The following is a 17,802-nucleotide window of genomic DNA, read 5'->3' on the forward strand; positions in this document are numbered from 1 at the left end:
GTCCCGAGGCAACTGCCCTAGCCTTGCCGGCGCCCAGCACCGTTACCCCGAGCACCCTGCCCTCAAGGAGATGCCATGCACACAATCTTTCTTGCCCCCACCGGTTTCGGCGGCGGCCTCAATTCCATCAGCCTCGGCCTGATTCGTGCCCTGGAAAACGCCGGGCTGAAGGTCGGTTTCTTCAAGCCGATCGCCCAGCCCTTTCCGGTCGATCAGGGCCGTGAGCGCTCCTGTATCCTGGTCGAGCGCACCCTTAACCTGACCTCGCCCGAGCCGCTGCCGCTGGAGCAGGTAGAGCGTCAGCTCGCCGATGGCGAGATCGACCTGCTGCTCGAAGATGTCATCAGCCGCTACCAGGAAGTCGCTGCCGGCAAGGACGTGGTCATCGTCGAAGGCATGGTGCCCACCCGCGAGTCCAACTACACCCAGCGCATCAACACCCAGCTGGCCAAGAGCCTGGACGCCGAGGTTATCCTGATCGGCGCCCAGGGCAGCGACAGCCTCAAGCGCCTGGCCGAACGCATCGAGATCCAGGCGCAGCTGTACGGCGGCGCGAAGGACCCCAAGGTGCTTGGCGTCATCCTCAACAAGGTCAAGACCGAAGAAGGCCTGCCGGCTTTCGTAGACAGCCTCAAACAGCACCTGCCGCTGCTGGGCAGCGCCGACTTCCAGCTGCTGGGCGCGATCCCCTTCTCCGAAGAGCTCAACGCACTGCGCACCCGAGACATCGCCGAGCTGCTCGGCGCTCAGGTACTGAACGCCGGTGAAGCCGACCAGCGTCGCGTCAACAAGATCGTGCTGTGCGCGCGCGCCGTTCCGAACACCGTACAGCTGCTGCGGTCCGGCGTGCTGGTAGTGACGCCAGGCGACCGCGACGACATCATCCTGGCCGCCAGCCTGGCCTCGCTCAACGGCGAAAAACTCGCCGGCCTGTTGCTGTGCAGCGACTTCGCCCCGGACCCGCGCATTCTCGAGCTGTGCAAGGCCGCACTGGACGGCGGCCTGCCGGTGATGACCGTGGAAACCAACTCCTACGACACGGCGAACAACCTGTTCGGCCTGAACAAGGAGACCCCGTCGGACGACATCGAACGTGCCACACGGGTCACCGATTTCATCGCCAAGCACCTGCACCCCGAGTTTCTGCACACCCGCTACAGCGTGCCGCGCGGCGAGCTGCGCATGTCGCCGGCAGCCTTCCGCTACCAGCTGGTCAAGCGCGCGCAGGATGCCAACAAGCGCATCGTGCTGCCCGAAGGTAACGAGCCACGCACCATCCGCGCCGCCGCCATCTGCCAGGAGCGTGGCATCGCCCGCTGCGTGCTGCTGGCCAAGCCGGAAGAAGTCCAGCAGGTCGCTCGCGAGCAAGGCATCACCCTGCCCGCCAGCCTGGAGATTCTCGATCCGGACAACATCGCCAACCGCTACGTCGAGCCGATGTGCGAAATGCGCAAGGCCAAGGGCCTGACCCCGGACGACGCCCGCGAGCAGCTGAAGGACACCGTGGTCCTCGGCACCATGATGCTGGCGCTGGACGAAGTGGACGGCCTGGTTTCCGGCGCCGTGCACACCACCGCCAACACCATCCGCCCTGCCCTGCAGCTGATCAAGACCGCACCGGGCTACAGCCTGGTGTCCTCGGTGTTCTTCATGCTGCTGCCGGATCAGGTTCTGGTCTACGGCGATTGCGCGGTCAACCCGAACCCGAGCGCCACCGAACTGGCGGAGATCGCCCTGCAGAGCGCCGAGTCCGCCGTGGGCCTGGGCGTCAACCCGCGCGTCGCGATGATCAGCTACTCGACCGGCAGCTCCGGCAGCGGTGCAGAAGTCGAGAAGGTCGCTGAAGCCACCCGCATCGCCCAGGGTCGTGCGCCCGAGCTGCCGATCGACGGCCCGCTGCAGTACGACGCCGCCTCCGTGCTCAGCGTCGGCAAGCAGAAGGCCCCTAACAGCAAGGTCGCCGGCCAAGCCACGGTGTTCATCTTCCCCGACCTGAACACCGGCAACACCACCTACAAAGCGGTTCAGCGCAACGCCAACTGCCTCAGCGTCGGCCCGATGCTGCAAGGCCTGGCCAAGCCGGTCAATGACCTGTCCCGCGGCGCCCTGGTGGATGACATCGTCTTCACCATCGCCCTGACCGCTCTGCAGGCTGCCAACCAGAAGGCCTGACGGCCGCTTCTGACTGGCGCCGCCTCGCCCTCCGGCAGGCGGCGCCAGTGCTTCACCCCTCTCGATAGTTGCAGTTCAGCGCGTAATCGCTACTCTTGGCGCCTCGAATCAGCCGTATCGACAAGAACTTCATGCTGAGCTTTCTCCCCGCTCCACTCCGCGGCACGCTCGCCGCCCTGCTGCTTGCGCTCAATACCCTGTTCTGGTGCTGGCCGCTGTTTGCGCTCTCGCTGCTCAAGCTGCTGTTTCCAATCCCTGCGATACAACGCAGCCTGCGCTTCGGCATGCACTGGATCGCCGAGTCATGGATCGCGATGAACAGCTTCTGGATGGATCTGGTTCGCCCGATCCGCTGGGACGTGCAGGGTCTGGATCAGGTTGACATGCATCACTCCTACCTGGTCACCAGCAACCACCAGAGCTGGGCGGACATCCTCGTGCTGCAGTACCAGCTCAACCGGCGCATGCCTTTCCTCAAGTTCTTTCTCAAGCAGGAGCTGATCTGGGTTCCAGTGATCGGCCTGTGCTGGTGGGCGCTGGAGTTTCCCTTCATGAAGCGCTTCAGCAAGGAGTATCTGGCCAAGTACCCGGAGAAGCGTGGCGAGGACCTGGCGACCACACGCAAAGCCTGCGAGCGCTATCGGACCAATCCGGTGTCGGTGTTCAACTTCCTCGAAGGCACACGCTTCACCGAGGACAAGCACACCGAACAAGCCTCACCCTATCGCTATCTGCTCAAGCCAAGGGCTGGCGGCATCGCCTTCGTCATCGACGCCATGGGCGAGCAACTGACGGCGCTGATCAACATCACCATCCATTACCCCGACGGTCGCCCGAGTTTCTGGGACCTTCTCGCCGGCAATATCCATCAGGTAATCGTGCGCCTCCAGGCACAGCCGATACCCGCCGAATTCCTCCGCCACAACTACGACCAGGACGAGTCGTATCGGCTGGCATTTCAGCAGTGGGTCAACGGGCTCTGGAGTGAAAAGGATCTGCAACTGGAGCAACTGCACCAGCAGTTTCCGGTGCAGCCCTGACCAGCTCGCTCAGAGCGCGTCCCAGGCGACCTGAGTGGGAAAGGCCCGTGCCTGCTCGGCGCTCAATGCCGGTGAGACGAGAAAGCCCTGCATGACGTCGCAGCCGTTCTCCACCAGCCAGTCAAGCTGCGCCCGGGTTTCCACGCCCTCGGCCACCACTTCCAGGTTGAGGTTGCGGCCCAGATCAATGATGGTGCTTACCACCGCCGCATCGCGGGGGGAATCCAGCATGTTGGCGATGAAAAGCCGGTCGATCTTCAGCGTATCCAGCTCGAAGTGCCGCAGATAAGCCAGCGATGAATAACCGGTACCGAAATCATCGATGGCCACGCGCACGCCGAGCTTGCGCAATTGCCGTAGTTTCTCGCAGCTCTGCTCGAGATCCTGCATCAGCGTGCCTTCGGTGACCTCCAGCTCGAGTTGCGCAGGGTGGAGCTGATATTCATCCAGCAGACGGCGAAGCGAATCGAACAGCCCAGCCCGGCTGAACTGCACCGGGCTGACGTTCAGGCTGAGAATCAGATCGCTGCCGAATGACGGCAGCCACTGGCAGTACTGGTTCATGCCTTCGCGCAGCACCCAGTCGCCGACGCGCTCGATCAGTCGGGTTTCTTCCAGCAGCGGGATGAAGTTGCCCGGCTGGTTTTCATCCGCATCGCCCTGGGGCCAGCGCAGCAGCCCCTCGAACCCTCTGAGCTTGCCGCTGCCAAGCATCACCTGTGGCTGGTAGAGCAGTTCGAAATCGTTGCGCTCGGTGGCGCTGCGCAGGTTCTCCTCCATCATCAGCCGCGCATGCGCACGCTCGTTCATGTCGCTGGAGAAGAAGCGATACTGTCGGCGCCCGGCACGTTTGGCCTCGTACATCGCCATGTCCGCCGAGCGCAGCAGCTGATCGACGCTGACCCCGCAGTCGGGGAAATGGGCGATGCCGATGCTGGCGCCAAGAGTCACCTCGGTGCCATCGATCTTGTGTCGTACCGAAATCAGCTCGATCAGCTTCTCCGCCACCCGTGCGGCATCCTCCGGGTGATCCAGCGAATCCAGCAACGCGGTGAATTCGTCACCGCCCATGCGCGCGATGATGTCGTAGGGGCGCATGCAGGTCTCCAGCAGGCGCGCCACCTTGCACAGAATTTCGTCGCCGGCATCGTGGCCGAGCGAATCGTTGATGCGCTTGAAGCCGTCCAGATCGATATAGAGGATGGCCATGCGCTTGCCGTTGCGATCGACCCGCGCCAGCGACGATTCCAGCGCCTGATGGAAGCCACGCCGGTTCAGCAGCCCGGTCAGCGAGTCGGTGACCGCCTGGGTCTCCAGCTGAACGTGAAGGTTGCGCACCACCGACATGTCCAACGCGATGACCACCATGGAGCGCTGCTGGCGCGGCAGCGGCGAGCTGGACAACGCGACGGGCAACGGCGTACCGGTGGCGGTGTGCAGCTGCGCCTCGTGCAGACGATAGGTCGAGCCGCTGCGCCAGTAACGGTAGAAGTCCGACTCCTGCCAGTTGGCCGGCATCTCCGGGGCCGCCAGATGCGAGAGCAGCGGCGTGCCCTGCAGGTCCTCGACGCGGGTGTGCAACATGCCGGCGATCGCCGGATTGGCGAAGCTGATATAGCCGTCCTCGGCGACCACCAGAATGCCCTCGGCCGCGTTACTCAGGACCGAGGCATTGAATGCACGGGCGCTGTCCAGTTGCTGTGTGAGCAGTTGCAGATCACGGCGGTTGTGTTCGTGGGCCAGCAAGGTGTTGATCTTGTGCTTGAGCACCTGTGGATCGAACGGTTTGAGGATGAAGTCCACCGCGCCGGTGGCGTAACCGCGCAGCACGGAGTCGCGGGTATGCGCGATGGCCGAAACGAAGATGATCGGCGTGTAGCGGGTATGCGGGCTGCCACGCATCAGCCGGGCGACCTCGAAGCCATCCATGCCGGGCATCTGCACGTCCAGCAACACCAGCTCGACGTCCAGCTCCAGCAGTGCCCGCAGCGCAGCCTCGCCGGAGTTGACCGTGTGCACCTGCCAGTCACCATCGCCCAGCAAGGCTTCCATGGCCACCAGATTCGCTTCCCGGTCGTCCACCACCAGCAGCGTACGACTGCGAGGCTTGGCCTTGAGCTGCGTCTGCGTCATCGCCAACCTCCGAGCAATCCGTTGCCTAACTGCCGACAACAAGCGTCCCACGGGGAATTCGCGCACCAGGTGTCATATCGTTCGATCAACGCATCACCACAGGCATGTTCAACACGCACGACTTGCTTACTCCTCTTCAGCCTCGGCCGCACCGCTCTCCAGACCCAGCCATTGCTGCAACAGTGCCGCCAGCGCCGTGGCCTCGACGGGTTTGAGCAAAACGTCGTCGGCACCAGCCGCTATGCAACGCTCGCGCTCATCCCCACCAGTCGTTGTCACCAGCGCAACGATGGGGGCCTGACAGTCATGCACCTGCTTCAGCCGCTGCGCCAAATCAGGACCTTCCGCCCCAGGCTGGCTCATGTCCAGCAGTACCAGATCGAAGGCATCCTCATCGAAACGCTCGACCGCTTCGTCGGCACTTGTGGCCGGGACCACCAGCAGCCCGAGCTCATCGAGCTGGGCGGTCAGCGAATAGATCAGCCGTACATCCTCATCCACCAGCAGCACGCGCCGGCCCGACGCCGCCACCTGCAGCGAAGCCGCGGCGCTTGGCGACGACACCGTTGGCCCTCGGCGCACCAGTTCTCCCATACGTTTCACATCATCCTCCTTGGACAGTGCTGAAGCCGAATAACGGCGCAAGTGTTGCAGGTCTGTATCCGACAGCTTTTCACGACTGTTCACCAACACCGTGACGCCGCGAAGCGAACGCAGGCGCTCCAGCGCATCCAGCAGATCCAGCCCGCCGCCGTCTGCCAGTACTTGCTCGACCACCACCACGGTGAAATTCTGTTCGGCATACGCCAGCCGGGCCGCTTCGACGCCCCCCGCCAGCGTGACGCTATAGCCGAGCCGCTCAAAGTACTCACGGATCAGTTCGCGGCGACGGGGATCGGTCTCCACCAGCAGCAGGCGCAGCGAATTCTGTTCGTGGCGCGCCAGTTCGATGAAGATGCGCTCGAGTTCGGCCTGCGCTACCGGCTTGACCAGATAGCGCGAACCATCGTCATGCCAGTCGTGAGGCTGCGGCACGCAGGAAATGATCAGCACCGGCATGCCCTGATGACGCTCGTCGCCACGCAACTCCCGATGCACCTGCCAACCACTGATGTCCGGCAGCAGGATGTCAAGGATCACTGCGGCAAAGTGCTCGCGCCGCAGGGCTTCCAGCCCCTGCTGGCCGGTGCTGCAGATCAGGCTGGTAAAGCCGTGGCTCTGCCCGACCTCCGCCACTACCGATGCGAAATCGGCATCGTCCTCGATGATCAGCAGCCCCGGACCACGCCCACGGCGCTGCGGCTGGCGCGGCAACAGCGCCTGCGCTGATGCGCCGGACGTCGACTCCACCGGCAATCGCACAGTGAAGGTGGCGCCGTTGCCGAGTTCGCTATCAACCGTGACGTGCCCCCCGAGCACCTCCACCAGCTGGCGAGTGATCGCCAGGCCCAGACCGGTGCCGCCGTAGTGACGGCTGATCGAACCATCAATCTGCTGGAACGCCTGGAAGATCCGCTCCTGCTGGTCCTTGGCAATACCGATGCCACTGTCACGTACCTGCAGCTGCAGGATTTGTCCGTCAGCGTCCTCCGGCGGGTAGCTCGCCAGCAACTCCACCTGCCCCTGCTCGGTGAACTTCAAGGCGTTGGTCAACAGGTTGCGCAGAATCTGCTGCAGCCGCGCCCGGTCCGAATTCAGCGCAGGCGGTACGTCCGCGTCGACCACCACCTTCAGCGCCAAGCCCTTCTGCTCGGCCATCGGCGTCAGCGAGGTTTCCAGATCGGTCAGCAACTCACGCAGGTTCAGCGGCTCCAGCTTGAGTTGCATATGGCCGGACTCGATCTTGGCGAGATCCAGCACATCGTTGATCAACTGCAGCAGCTCATGACCGGCGCGATGAATGATGTCGGCATGCCGGACCTGCTTGTCGTTGAGGTTGCCCGAGCCGTTCTGACGCAGCTGATCGCTGAGGATGAGAATGCTGTTGAGCGGCGTGCGCAGCTCGTGGGACATATTGGCGAGGAACTCAGATTTGTAGCGATTGGCTACTGCCAGCTGGTCGGCCTGCTCGCGCAAGCGACGCTCGGCCGCCTTGCGGTGACTGATATCGATGATCACCGCCTGCACCAGCTGCTCGTCGCCACTGCGCAAGGGCGACAGGCCGATTTCCACAGGCAACGCGCTGCCGTCGCGGTGGCGGCCGAACAGCTCGCGGTTGCCGCCCATGCGACGTGGTTCCGGATTCTCGGCATAACCCTGGCGCAGACCGCGATGCGCTTCGCGCAAGGCTTCGGGCAACAGCAGTTCCACGGGCTGCCCGACCAGCTCCTGGCGCTCATAGCCGAACAGCAGCTCGGTCTGGCGATTGACCATGACGATGTCGCCGCGGGCATCCACCAGCACGAAGGCATTGGGCGAGGCCTCGACGACATTACGGAAGCGCTCCTCGTCGCGCTTGCGCGCCTGCAGATCGAGCAGATTCAGGACGTAATACAAGACGTCGTCATGTCTGAAGCTGGTCAGGCTGACGGCAACCGGGATCGCCTTGCCGTCCTCGCGCTGCGCCTGCAGTTCGAGCTGACTGGTTTCGCGCAGTTGCCCGAGCACCTGCTCGCCGAGCACGCCAGGTACGTAACGACTCACACGCTCACCGGCCAGCAGCTCCGTCGAGCTGCCGAACAGCTGCCCGGCGCTCTGGTTGGCCAGTTCGATGCGCCCACCGGCGTTGCATAGCAGGGTCGCCACGGGCAATTGTTCGATCAGCTGACGGAAGCGCGTCTCGCGCTCCTGCAATTGCAGGCTCAATACCTGACTGTTGCGCAGCGCACGTTCGCGCAGATACAAATAGCCGCCCACCAGCAACGAGAAAAATGCCGCCGCCATAAGCGCCGCCGCGAGGCTGAAGGCCCGATTGTTGTCACGCAGCACCGCCTCGTATTCCGGCGTGCTGGCCACCTGCAGCTGCCAGCTGCGACCGTACATGTAAATATTCCGAATGCGCTGGAATTTGGCGTCGGCGCTGACCGGCGCACGTCCGGTGAGCAGTGGCGACTCCGGATTGGCGGCATCGAGCAGCTGCAGTTGCAGCATTCGGCTGCGCGAGCCGAGGATGCCTTCCATCAGGTCGGTCAGACGGAAGGCGCCGTGCAGGGTGCCGACAAAGGCGCGCTGACGCTCCTCCTCGGTGGTAACCGGCGCCGTCGCCGCATAAATCGGAAAGAACAACAGAACCCCCACCTGGACGTTCTGCTCGGTTTCCTGCTTGAGGCGCAACGGCCCCGTGAGCACCGGATTGCCACTGTCGCGCGTACTGATGATCGCCTCGCGGCGGGTCGCCTCACTGAACAGATCGAAGCCGAGCACCCGCCGATTGCGCCAGTCGGTCGGATGGATGTAGTCGGTCACCACGTACTCTTCGCGGTCGCCCGGCGGATACATGCGAAAGCGCTCGCGGCCGGAGGCGCGGATCTGGTCTATCAGGGTGGTGAGGGTTTCCGGCGTCGCATGCCGCGCCAGCGCGACAGCCTGGATGCCCGGATAGAAGTCCTGCAGCTGCAACTGATCCACGGCCCGCGCCCAGTCATCGATGCGGACCTCGTCGCTGCCGGCAACGACGCCAGCAAGCCCGCGCAAGACCATCTCGTAGGCGCGCATCCGCTCGCGTAGCGTGTGTTCGATGTCATCCACAGCGAAGGTGAAGCGCTGCTCCTGCTCGACCTTGCTGCGCTGTTCCTGGACATGCCACTGCCAGCCGATCCATCCACCCAGGCCCGCCATCAGGGCCAGAGCGACCAATAATGGCAACCAGGACCTGCGGGAATGGAGAGCGGTACGATCATCCATTCGACCTCCTCTGTGCCACAACTGGCGTGCTATCGGATGTCAGATACGAATAGCGCAGAGAGGTTCAATGAAAGCAGCGACAAACAGAATTATGGCGTCTGAATTTCGACGCCCGCGAGGCCGTTGCAGCCCCGCGGCCTATGAATGCTTACAACGGACGCAGGTTGATCTCGACGCGGCGGTTCTGCGCGCGACCGGCAGCTGTATCGTTGCTGGCGATCGGCTGGCTGGGGCCGGCACCGTAGGAAGAAATCCGCGAAGCGGCCACACCATTGCCGACCAGGTAGGAAGCAACACTCTGGGCGCGACGGTTGGACAGGTCCTGGTTCAGCTGCAGGGAGCCGGTGCTGTCGGTGTGGCCGACGATATCGACGCCGTTCTTGTTGAACTCCTTGAACACCTGCACCAGGGAATTCAGGGTCGGGTAGAAGCTGCTGGAGATATCCGCCGAGTTGCTGGCGAAGGTGATGTTGCCGGGCATGATCAGCGTCAGGTTGTCACCATTGCGCTGAACCTGAACACCGGTGCCCTGCAGCGTCTGGCGCAACTTGGCCTCCTGGGTGTCGACGTAGTAGCCATAGCCACCGGCAGCCGCACCACCGACCGCTGCACCGATCAACGCGCCCTTGGTGCGATCCTTCTTGCTCGAGGTCGCCGCACCGATGACGGCGCCACTGACGGCGCCGATACCACCGTAAACGCCGGCCTTGCCGGCTTGCTGCTCGCCCGTGTAGGGATTGGTGGTGCATCCCACCAGCAGAGCGACGCTCGCTGCGAGGGCGGTCATGTTCAGCATTTTCATAGTTGCTTCCTTCTCTCGTCGGTTACCAGGGCAGTCCCCAGCCCTTGCGAGCGCGGCCCTGAATGCGGCGCTAGAGTACCATCGGTCACCGCCTGGGATAGGAACCGTGCAGCAGAACCCGGCCAACGGCACCCCGGGTCAGGCCCGGACGAAAGGATTCTCGCGCATTTCGTCCCCCAGCCGCGTATCCGGGCCGTGGCCGGTAACCACGGTCGCGTCTTCATCCAGCGAGTAGAGCCGCTGCTTGATGGAGCGCTCGATGGTGGCGTAGTCACCACCCCACAGATCGGTGCGCCCGATGCCGCGGCGAAACAGGGTGTCGCCCGCGATCAGCAATTTGGCGTCGACGAACCAGAAGCTCATGGATCCCGGCGTATGCCCCGGCGTGTGCAATGCCACGCCACAGCCACAGGCCAGCTCCTCATCGTCGCTCAGCCACTGATCGGGCGCTGGCACCGGACGGTAAGGCACGCCGAACATGCGGCACTGCATCTCCAGGTTGTCCCAGAGCACCTGATCGGCCTTGTGCAGATGGAGCGTGGCGCCGGTCTTCTCCTTCATCGAGCCGGATGCGAGGAAGTGGTCCAGGTGCGCATGGGTATGGATGATGCTCACCACCTTCAGGCCATGGGCGTCGAGTCGCGCCATGATCAGTTCAGGATCGCCACCCGGATCGACCACGATGGCTTTCTTGCTGACAGGATCGCCAATGATCGTGCAGTTGCACTGCAAAGGGCCGACGGGGAAGGTTTCGCGAATCAGCATCGGTTGGGTGGCAGCCATGACGTCCTCGGGTGCTTGGCAATCTCTCGCTACGCGGGCGCGCAGGGAGGGAAGCTTGCCGAGTGGGCAGGCTTCAGGCAACTGCCCGGATCGACATCGATGAATGCCCGCCGCGATGGTTCAGGCCGATCACACGGTGATCACCCGGTATCAGGGCGCCCGGCAAATCCGTGGACGGACGCTACCAGGCGTTGAACCGATACGTGACCTCGGTTCAGCTGAGCGAGGTCTGCTCGGCGCTCCCCTCTTTCTGCCAACGCGCGATTTCGCTGCGGATGCGCTTCTTGTCCAGCTTGCCGACGCTGGTCTTTGGAATCTCGCTGACCACCGCGATCTGCTGCGGGATCGCCCACTTGTTGATGTGCCCCTCGGCCACTGCCGGCTCAAGGAAGGTCTGCAAGTCGGCAGCGCTCAGTTCGCAGCCTTCGCCCAGCACCACCAGGGCAAAGGGTCGCTCACCCCAGCGCTCGTCCGGCACACCAACCACGGCGACATCGCGCACCGCCTCATGACGGCTGATCAGCCCTTCAAGGGTGAGGGAGGACAGCCATTCACCACCGGTCTTGATCACATCCTTGATGCGGTCGCGGATCTCGATATTGGCCATCTCGTCGATCACCGCGACGTCGCCAGTGTGCAGCCAGCCGTCAGCCCACAGCTCTTCGCTCTTCTCCGGCTCGTTGTAATAGCCCTGGGTAAGCCAGGGCGCACGCAGTACCAGTTCGCCCTGGGAGCTTCCATCCGCCGGCAGGAAGCTGCCGTCCGCCGCCTGAATCGCCGCATCGACCAGCACCACCGGGACGCCGGCCTTGAGGTGGAAGGTACTGCGGGTGTCTTCGTCCGCCTCGAGCAGCTCGTCGTTGATGTGCGCGCCGGAAATCAGCGGGCAGGTCTCGGACATGCCGTAGGCAGCGATCAGGTTCATGCCACGGGCCTTGGCCTGGTCATACAGGCCGCGGGTCAGCGCACTGCCGCCAATGGTGATCTTCCAGCCCTTGAAATCGGTGCCCTGCGCCGCCTTGGCGTTGAGCAGCATCTGCACGATGGTCGGCACGCAATGGGAGAAAGTCACCTGCTCACGGCGCCACAGGTCGATCAGGTACTCGGGATCGTAACGCCCGGGATAGACCTGCTTGAGGCCGAGCATGGTGGCGACGTAGGGCAAACCCCAGGCATGCACATGGAACATCGGCGTGATCGGCATGTAGACGTCGTCCGAGCCCATCAGCCGAGGATTCTCCCGGCAGCCGACCGTCACTGCCGCAGCCAGGGTGTGCAGCACCAGCTGGCGATGGGTGAAGTAGACGCCCTTGGGGTTGCCGGTGGTGCCGGTGGTGTAGAAGGTCGTGGCGACCGAGTCCTCGTCGAAATCGGGAAAGTCGTAGCTCGGCTCGGCGGCAGCCAGCAGGCTTTCGTACTCGCCGACGCAATCCGGCAGGCCGGCGTCGTGCACGTCGCCATCGGTGAGCAGCAGCGTCTTCTGCACGGTGGTCAGATGCCCGGCAATCGCCTGGTACAGCGGCACGAACTCGCTGTTGACCAGCACGAAGCGGTCATCGGCGTGGTTCATGGTGTAGAGGATCTGGTCCGGCGAGAGGCGCACGTTGATGGTATGCACCACGGCGCCGATCATCGGGATGGCGAACATGCATTCCAGATAGCGGTGGCTGTCCCAGTCCATCACCGCCACGGTGTCACCTGCCTTGACGCCGGCCGCAGTCAGCACGTTGGCCAACCGCGCGACACGTTGATTCAGGGTGCGGTAGTCGTAACGCAGCTGGTCACGGTAGACGATCTCGCGGGTGCGCTCGTAGCGCACGCCGGACAACAGCAGGCGCTTGATCAGCAGAGGGTACTGGTAAGCGTTCGCCGCGGGCTTGATGACACGGGTCTGCAGCATGAGGGCATCCTGTTCTTGTTGGAGTTGTAAACAGCACTCTAGAGCGTCCGCCCCCAGGCAAAATCAGTCCAAAGGATTATTTTCCGCGCACCTCGTTTCAGCGTGTTAACCGATCTCGCTTACCGCCAGGCGTACACCAAGGCCGATCAGCACGGCGCCGGTCAGCCTGTCGAACCAGTGGCCCATTCGCGCAAACCCAGCACGCACGCGACCTCGGCTGAACAGCCAGGCCACCAGCAGAAACCACAGCGCGGTGGCACCGGCGAGGTAGAGGCCGTAACCGGCCTGCACCAGCAGTGGCGTATCGGCGCTGATCACGACCGTGAATAGCGAGAGGAAGAACAGCGTGGCCTTGGGATTCAGGCCATTGGTGACGAAGCCTACGACGAACGCCTGCCAGGGTGAGCGATCCGACGTGGTGCCGACCTCGTCTGCCGTATCCAGGCTCATGGGTCGTGCACGCAGCGCGCGCCAGCCGAGATAGAGCAGATAGCCTGCAGCCAGCCACTTGAAGAGGTTGAACAGCACAATCGACTGCGAGACGATCAGGCCGATACCGAGCAGGGAATAGGCGACGTGGACGAATATCCCGCAGCCGACGCCCAGCGCCGTCCAGCTTCCGACACGGCGACCCTGGGTCACGCTTTCGCGCACCACCACCGCGAAATCCGGCCCCGGGCTGGCCACCGCGAGCAGATGCACCAGCGCCACGGTCATAAATTCCATCCAGTACACAATCCAGTCTCCACGCAATGCCGGGCTTCATTGTCGATCAGCCCCGGCTTCTTCGAAAGGTACAGTTGATGTCCAGTCGCGCCGTTTTCCTCGATCTTTCTCCACTCGAACAAGGCGACCTCGATCTGACCCCGCTGCAGGACGCGTTCGGCGAACTCGTGTGTCATGAGCAAAGCACAGCGGATCAGATTGTCGAGCGTCTGCGCGGCGCGCAGGTGGCCATCGTCAACAAGGTCGCGCTGAGTGCAGACACCCTGGCGGCCTGCCCCGATCTCAAGCTGATCCTGGTCTCTGCCACCGGAGTCAACAACATCGACCTGCAGGCCGCTGGCGAGCGCGGCATCGTGGTCTGCAACTGCCAGGCCTACGGCACCCCAACCGTGGCCCAGCACACCCTGATGTTGCTGCTGGCACTGGCCACGCGCCTGCCCGACTACCAGGCGACCGTCGCCCGCGGCCGCTGGCAGGAAAGCGGTCAGTTCTGCCTGCTGGACTTCCCCATCGTCGAGCTGGAAGGCAAGACCCTCGGCCTGCTCGGCCACGGAGAGCTCGGCAGCGCGGTGTCGCGACTGGCCGAGGCGTTCGGCATGCGCGTGCTGGTCGGCAACCTGCCGGGGCGGCCGAAGCGCCCGGAACGCCTGGATCTGGACGAACTGCTGCCGCAGGTGGACGCATTGACGCTGCACTGCCCGCTGACGGAGCAGACGCGCAATCTGATCGGTGCGCGCGAGCTGCAACTGATGAAGCCGAGCGCGTTCCTGATCAACGCCGCCCGTGGTGGTTTGGTCGATGAACAGGCATTGGCCGATGCCCTGCGCCGCGGTCACCTGGGTGGTGCCGCCACCGACGTTCTGACCAGCGAGCCGCCGAGCGACGACAACCCGCTGCTGGACCCGAGCCTGCCCCGCCTGATCATCACCCCACACAGCGCCTGGGGCAGCCGCGAGGCGCGCCAGCGCATCGTCGGCCAGCTCGCCGAAAACGCAACGGCCTTCTTTGCCGGCGCACCAGTTCGGCAGGTGAATTGAGCACCGGCCCAGGGGCTGGGCGTCCCGGCTTGCGAGAAAACGCCGATAGCCCCTAAGCTCCCCGACTTTTTCCGGGAGACGCCAATGGACCCTCGAAGCGAAGTGCTGCTGCGTCAGGCCGAGCTGTTTCAAGGCCGGCTGCTGCTGGCCGGGCCGCCCGCCGACGACCTGCTGGGTCAGCTTCCCGCCGCGGTTGGCTGGAGCTGGCATGCAGGCGAGCAGCAATTGCTGGACCGTCGCTTCGGCGGGCGTTGCAGCTTTGGCGTCGCACCGGTACCGGGCGAGTTCGACGCCGCCGTGCTGTTCCTGCCGAAATCCCGCGAACTCACCGACTATCTGCTGCAAACGCTGGCGGCGCGCCTCAACGGACGGCCGCTGTATCTGGTCGGCGAGAAACGTGCCGGCGTCGAGCGCGCCGCCAGGCAACTGGCCGGGTTCGGCCGCGCACGCAAGCTCGACAGCGCCCGCCACTGTCAGCTCTGGCAGGTAATGGTCGAGCAGGCACCTGCTGCTCCCGAACTGGACGCCCTGGCACACCATTTCACCCTCGAGCTGGCGGACGGCCCGTTGCAGGTCATCAGCCTGCCCGGCGTGTTCAGCCATGGTCGCCTGGATGTCGGCAGCGCCCTGCTGCTCGAGCATCTCGATGACCTCCCAAGTGGGCGCGTGCTCGACTTCGGCTGTGGGGCCGGCATTCTCGGCGCCACGCTCAAGCGTCGCTATCCGCAAAGCAATCTGCTGCTGCTGGATGTGGACGCCTTCGCCATCGAGAGCAGCCGCAGGACGCTCGCCGCGAACGGGCTCGAAGCTGAAGTGATTGCTGGGGATGGCATCGACGCCGCGCCACGACACCTGGCGGCGATCGTCAGTAACCCGCCGTTCCACCAGGGCGTGCACACCAGCTACCGGGCCAGCGAGGCGCTGATCGAGCGCGCGGCCGAGCACCTGGTCAGCGGTGGCGAGCTGCGCCTGGTAGCCAACGCGTTCCTCAGGTATCCCCCCCTGGTCGAGCAGCATCTTGGCCCCTGTCACACGCTTGCAGAGCGCGACGGCTTCCGTATCTACCGCGCCGTGCACCCCTGACGCCAGCGACCGGCGGTTGCACCGACCGGCCGGTTGCGGCAAACTCGCCGCCGTCCTTGGGGGAGTAGTCTCCGACGAGCGCCCTGCTCGTCCGGCATGCGTCAACATACTTGGTCCGCAGACCATGGCGCATGCGACCGGCCAGCGCGTAACGATACGCCAGGCCAGGTTTGACAAGACCCATGACATGTACACCTGACCCGGGCGGGCAGGCTGCGCATGTCATGGTGAATCTGTAGACCCGCCCTAAAGGAATGCCGCTTGGAATCGTTTTTCGTCCCCACCCTGATCGTTGCGCTCGCCGAAATCGGCGACAAGACGCAGTTGCTCGCGCTGCTGCTGGCGGCGCGTTATCGGCGACCGTGGCCGATCATCTGGGGCATCGTCGTCGCCACACTGGCCAACCATGCCGCCGCCGGCGCGGTCGGCAGCTGGGTATCGAGCCTGCTTTCGCCGGTGGCGCTGAGCTGGATACTGGCGGCAAGCTTCGCCGCGGTCGCGCTGTGGACGCTGGTGCCGGACAAACTGGATGACGACGACGCCAAGCTGGGCCGCGCCTACGGCCCCTTCGTCGCGACAACGATCGCCTTCTTCATTGCCGAGATGGGCGACAAGACCCAGGTCGCGACGGTGATGCTCGCCGCACAGTATCCGGAATTCATTCTGGTCATCCTCGGCACCACGGTCGGCATGCTGCTGGCCAATGTTCCGGTGGTGCTGATCAGCCACTTCGCCGCCGACCGCCTGCCGTTGACGCTGATCCGCCGGGTCGCCGCGGCCGGCTTTGCCGCACTCGCGCTGTACGCCGGCTATCAGGCGCTGTCCATGAGCACGATTGTCTCAGGCTGATACCCAGCGCAAATCTGCGCCACCGGGGAGCTGATAGAGTGCGCTACCGCAGCGCACATCAGCGCCCCGAGGAGATCAGGCTGCATGTCAGCGGATGGACGCAAGAAACGAGTCTGCAACCATATCGATCTGAGCTGGAACAAGGGCCGCCTGGCCCTTTCCGAACAGATGCAGAGCAAGTATTTCGCCTACAAGGGCTCATTCATCGGCCAGCCGCTGAACAGCGCAGGTTTCGCCGAGCTCGTGCGCAATGTGCGTACAGCCATGCCGGATCTGGAAGTGGTGGTGGATGAGTGCATCTGCGAGGGCCACAAGGTGGTCACCTCGAGCACGGTGATGGGAACGCTGGCGACGCCGCTGCTCGGCTACTCGGTCGCCGACAAGATTCTCGCGATCGCCGTGATGAGCGTCTGGACGCTGAACCCGGCTGGCGATATCGAGGAAATCCACACGCTCATCGACCTCGAAGGCGTGCATCAGCAACTGGGTATCGAGACCCCCCTTTCGACGCTGCTGTCGCCGGCCTGAACGGCCGGCGACAGGTCATCGTTCAACGGCCGCTGCGGGCCTGCTCGTAGAGCGGCATCACTTTCGGAATATTCGTCTTCAACGCTGCGGTGCGGGTGGTGGACGACGGGTGCGTGCTCATGAACTCGGGCGGTGCCGAACCACCGGCCGAAGCCATCTTCTCCCACAGCGTGATCGCCGCATTCGGATTGTAGCCCGCGCGCGCCGCGAGCTCCAGGCCGATCAAGTCCGCTTCGTTCTCGTTGCCGCGACTGTTGGGCAGCGTCATCAGATATTCCACACCCATGTTCGCCAGTTGCAGGCCGCCGGTCCCGACGCCCATGGCCGACCCCAGCTGCGTCGCCATCTGCACGCCATAGGCCTTGGACATGGCTTCGCGACCGTGCTCGCGCAATGCGTGGGCGATCTCGTGGCCCATCACGGCCGCGATCTCGTCGTCGGTAAGCTTCAGCTTCTCGATCAGGCCGGTGTAGAAGATGATCTTGCCGCCCGGGCCGCAGTTGGCGTTAAGCTCCGGGCTGTCGATGACGTTGACCTCCCAGTTCCATTGCGCGGCATCGGGGCGGAACACCGGCACCTTGGCGATCAGCCGCTGGGCAATACCGTTGACCCGCTTGGTGATTGCGCTGTTTTTCTCCAGCACACCCTTGCTTGACGCCGCACTGAGCGTCTCTTGATAAGACTGGGCATACATCTGGTTGACCTGCTCGGTCGACAGCATGCTGAACATGTACTGCTTGCGGTCGACGCCTACGGCGCCGCCGCTGGTGGTGTTGACGGCCTGACAGCCCGCCAGCACGGCAGCGGCGACCAACAGCGACAATCTGTGCGGCTTGAACATCGAATCTCTCCGGAAAACCTGCGCCGTATCCTAGGGTCTGTTCCCGTTTCGTCGCAAGCCACGTT

Annotated in this window: 13 protein-coding genes and 1 riboswitch; of the genes, 6 read left to right on the plus strand and 7 right to left on the minus strand. The window is 64.0% G+C overall.

Features of this window, described 5'->3' with window-relative positions; all coding sequences use genetic code 11:
* Positions 1-75: 75 nt before the first annotated feature.
* Positions 76-2,172 carry a phosphate acetyltransferase gene (gene pta / locus BM275_RS02770; RefSeq protein ID WP_014821301.1) on the plus strand — a complete coding sequence of 699 codons (2,097 nt, stop codon included), beginning with the start codon at positions 76-78 and terminating at the stop codon, positions 2,170-2,172.
* A 131-nt stretch (positions 2,173-2,303) separates the two neighbouring features.
* Complete coding sequence (locus BM275_RS02775) at positions 2,304-3,212, plus strand: acyltransferase (RefSeq protein ID WP_090519205.1); 909 nt, start codon at positions 2,304-2,306, stop codon at positions 3,210-3,212.
* Between the two features lie 9 nt (positions 3,213-3,221).
* On the opposite strand, the gene BM275_RS02780 is transcribed toward BM275_RS02775, so the two are convergent.
* The 6 genes from BM275_RS02780 to BM275_RS02805 form a co-directional block, all read right to left on the minus strand.
* The gene (locus tag BM275_RS02780) at positions 3,222-5,345 is read right to left on the minus strand and encodes a putative bifunctional diguanylate cyclase/phosphodiesterase (RefSeq protein WP_090519206.1); all 2,124 of its coding nucleotides are present in this window, start codon (positions 5,343-5,345) and stop codon (positions 3,222-3,224) included.
* 126 nt (positions 5,346-5,471) lie between these two features.
* The gene (locus BM275_RS02785; RefSeq protein ID WP_090519207.1) at positions 5,472-9,188 is read right to left on the minus strand and encodes a CHASE domain-containing protein; all 3,717 of its coding nucleotides are present in this window, start codon (positions 9,186-9,188) and stop codon (positions 5,472-5,474) included.
* A 148-nt stretch (positions 9,189-9,336) separates the two neighbouring features.
* The gene (locus tag BM275_RS02790; protein WP_003302724.1) at positions 9,337-9,990 is read right to left on the minus strand and encodes a YiaD family glycine zipper/OmpA-like lipoprotein; all 654 of its coding nucleotides are present in this window, start codon (positions 9,988-9,990) and stop codon (positions 9,337-9,339) included.
* A 138-nt stretch (positions 9,991-10,128) separates the two neighbouring features.
* Entirely contained in the window at positions 10,129-10,773 is a 645-nt protein-coding gene (locus BM275_RS02795) for an MBL fold metallo-hydrolase (protein WP_090519208.1), read from the minus strand.
* A gap of 214 nt (positions 10,774-10,987) precedes the next feature.
* The gene (locus BM275_RS02800) at positions 10,988-12,673 is read right to left on the minus strand and encodes a fatty acid--CoA ligase (RefSeq protein WP_090519209.1); all 1,686 of its coding nucleotides are present in this window, start codon (positions 12,671-12,673) and stop codon (positions 10,988-10,990) included.
* Positions 12,674-12,778: 105 nt separating this feature from the next.
* A complete protein-coding gene (locus tag BM275_RS02805) occupies positions 12,779-13,408 on the minus strand; it encodes a LysE family translocator (protein WP_090519210.1) in 630 nt (209 codons plus the stop codon).
* 68 nt (positions 13,409-13,476) lie between these two features.
* On the opposite strand from BM275_RS02805, the gene BM275_RS02810 reads away from it, so the two are divergent.
* The 4 genes from BM275_RS02810 to BM275_RS02825 all read left to right on the plus strand — a co-directional run bounded on the left by BM275_RS02810 (position 13,477) and on the right by BM275_RS02825 (position 16,896).
* Positions 13,477-14,436, plus strand: coding sequence for a 2-hydroxyacid dehydrogenase (locus tag BM275_RS02810; protein WP_090519211.1), 960 nt, complete (start codon positions 13,477-13,479; stop codon positions 14,434-14,436).
* Between the two features lie 84 nt (positions 14,437-14,520).
* A complete protein-coding gene (locus tag BM275_RS02815; RefSeq protein ID WP_090519212.1) occupies positions 14,521-15,519 on the plus strand; it encodes a class I SAM-dependent methyltransferase in 999 nt (332 codons plus the stop codon).
* Between the two features lie 54 nt (positions 15,520-15,573).
* A riboswitch (yybP-ykoY riboswitch) is annotated at positions 15,574-15,690 on the plus strand.
* A 90-nt stretch (positions 15,691-15,780) separates the two neighbouring features.
* Positions 15,781-16,368, plus strand: coding sequence for a TMEM165/GDT1 family protein (locus BM275_RS02820; RefSeq protein WP_014821310.1), 588 nt, complete (start codon positions 15,781-15,783; stop codon positions 16,366-16,368).
* 84 nt (positions 16,369-16,452) lie between these two features.
* Entirely contained in the window at positions 16,453-16,896 is a 444-nt protein-coding gene (locus BM275_RS02825; RefSeq protein WP_090519213.1) for an ester cyclase, read from the plus strand.
* Between the two features lie 22 nt (positions 16,897-16,918).
* On the opposite strand, the gene BM275_RS02830 is transcribed toward BM275_RS02825, so the two are convergent.
* Positions 16,919-17,737, minus strand: a complete 819-nt coding sequence (locus BM275_RS02830; protein ID WP_014821312.1) for a M48 family metallopeptidase — start codon at positions 17,735-17,737, stop codon at positions 16,919-16,921.
* Positions 17,738-17,802: the final 65 nt, after the last annotated feature.

The organism is Stutzerimonas kunmingensis, assembly GCF_900114065.1.
Lineage (GTDB): Bacteria > Pseudomonadota > Gammaproteobacteria > Pseudomonadales > Pseudomonadaceae > Stutzerimonas > Stutzerimonas kunmingensis.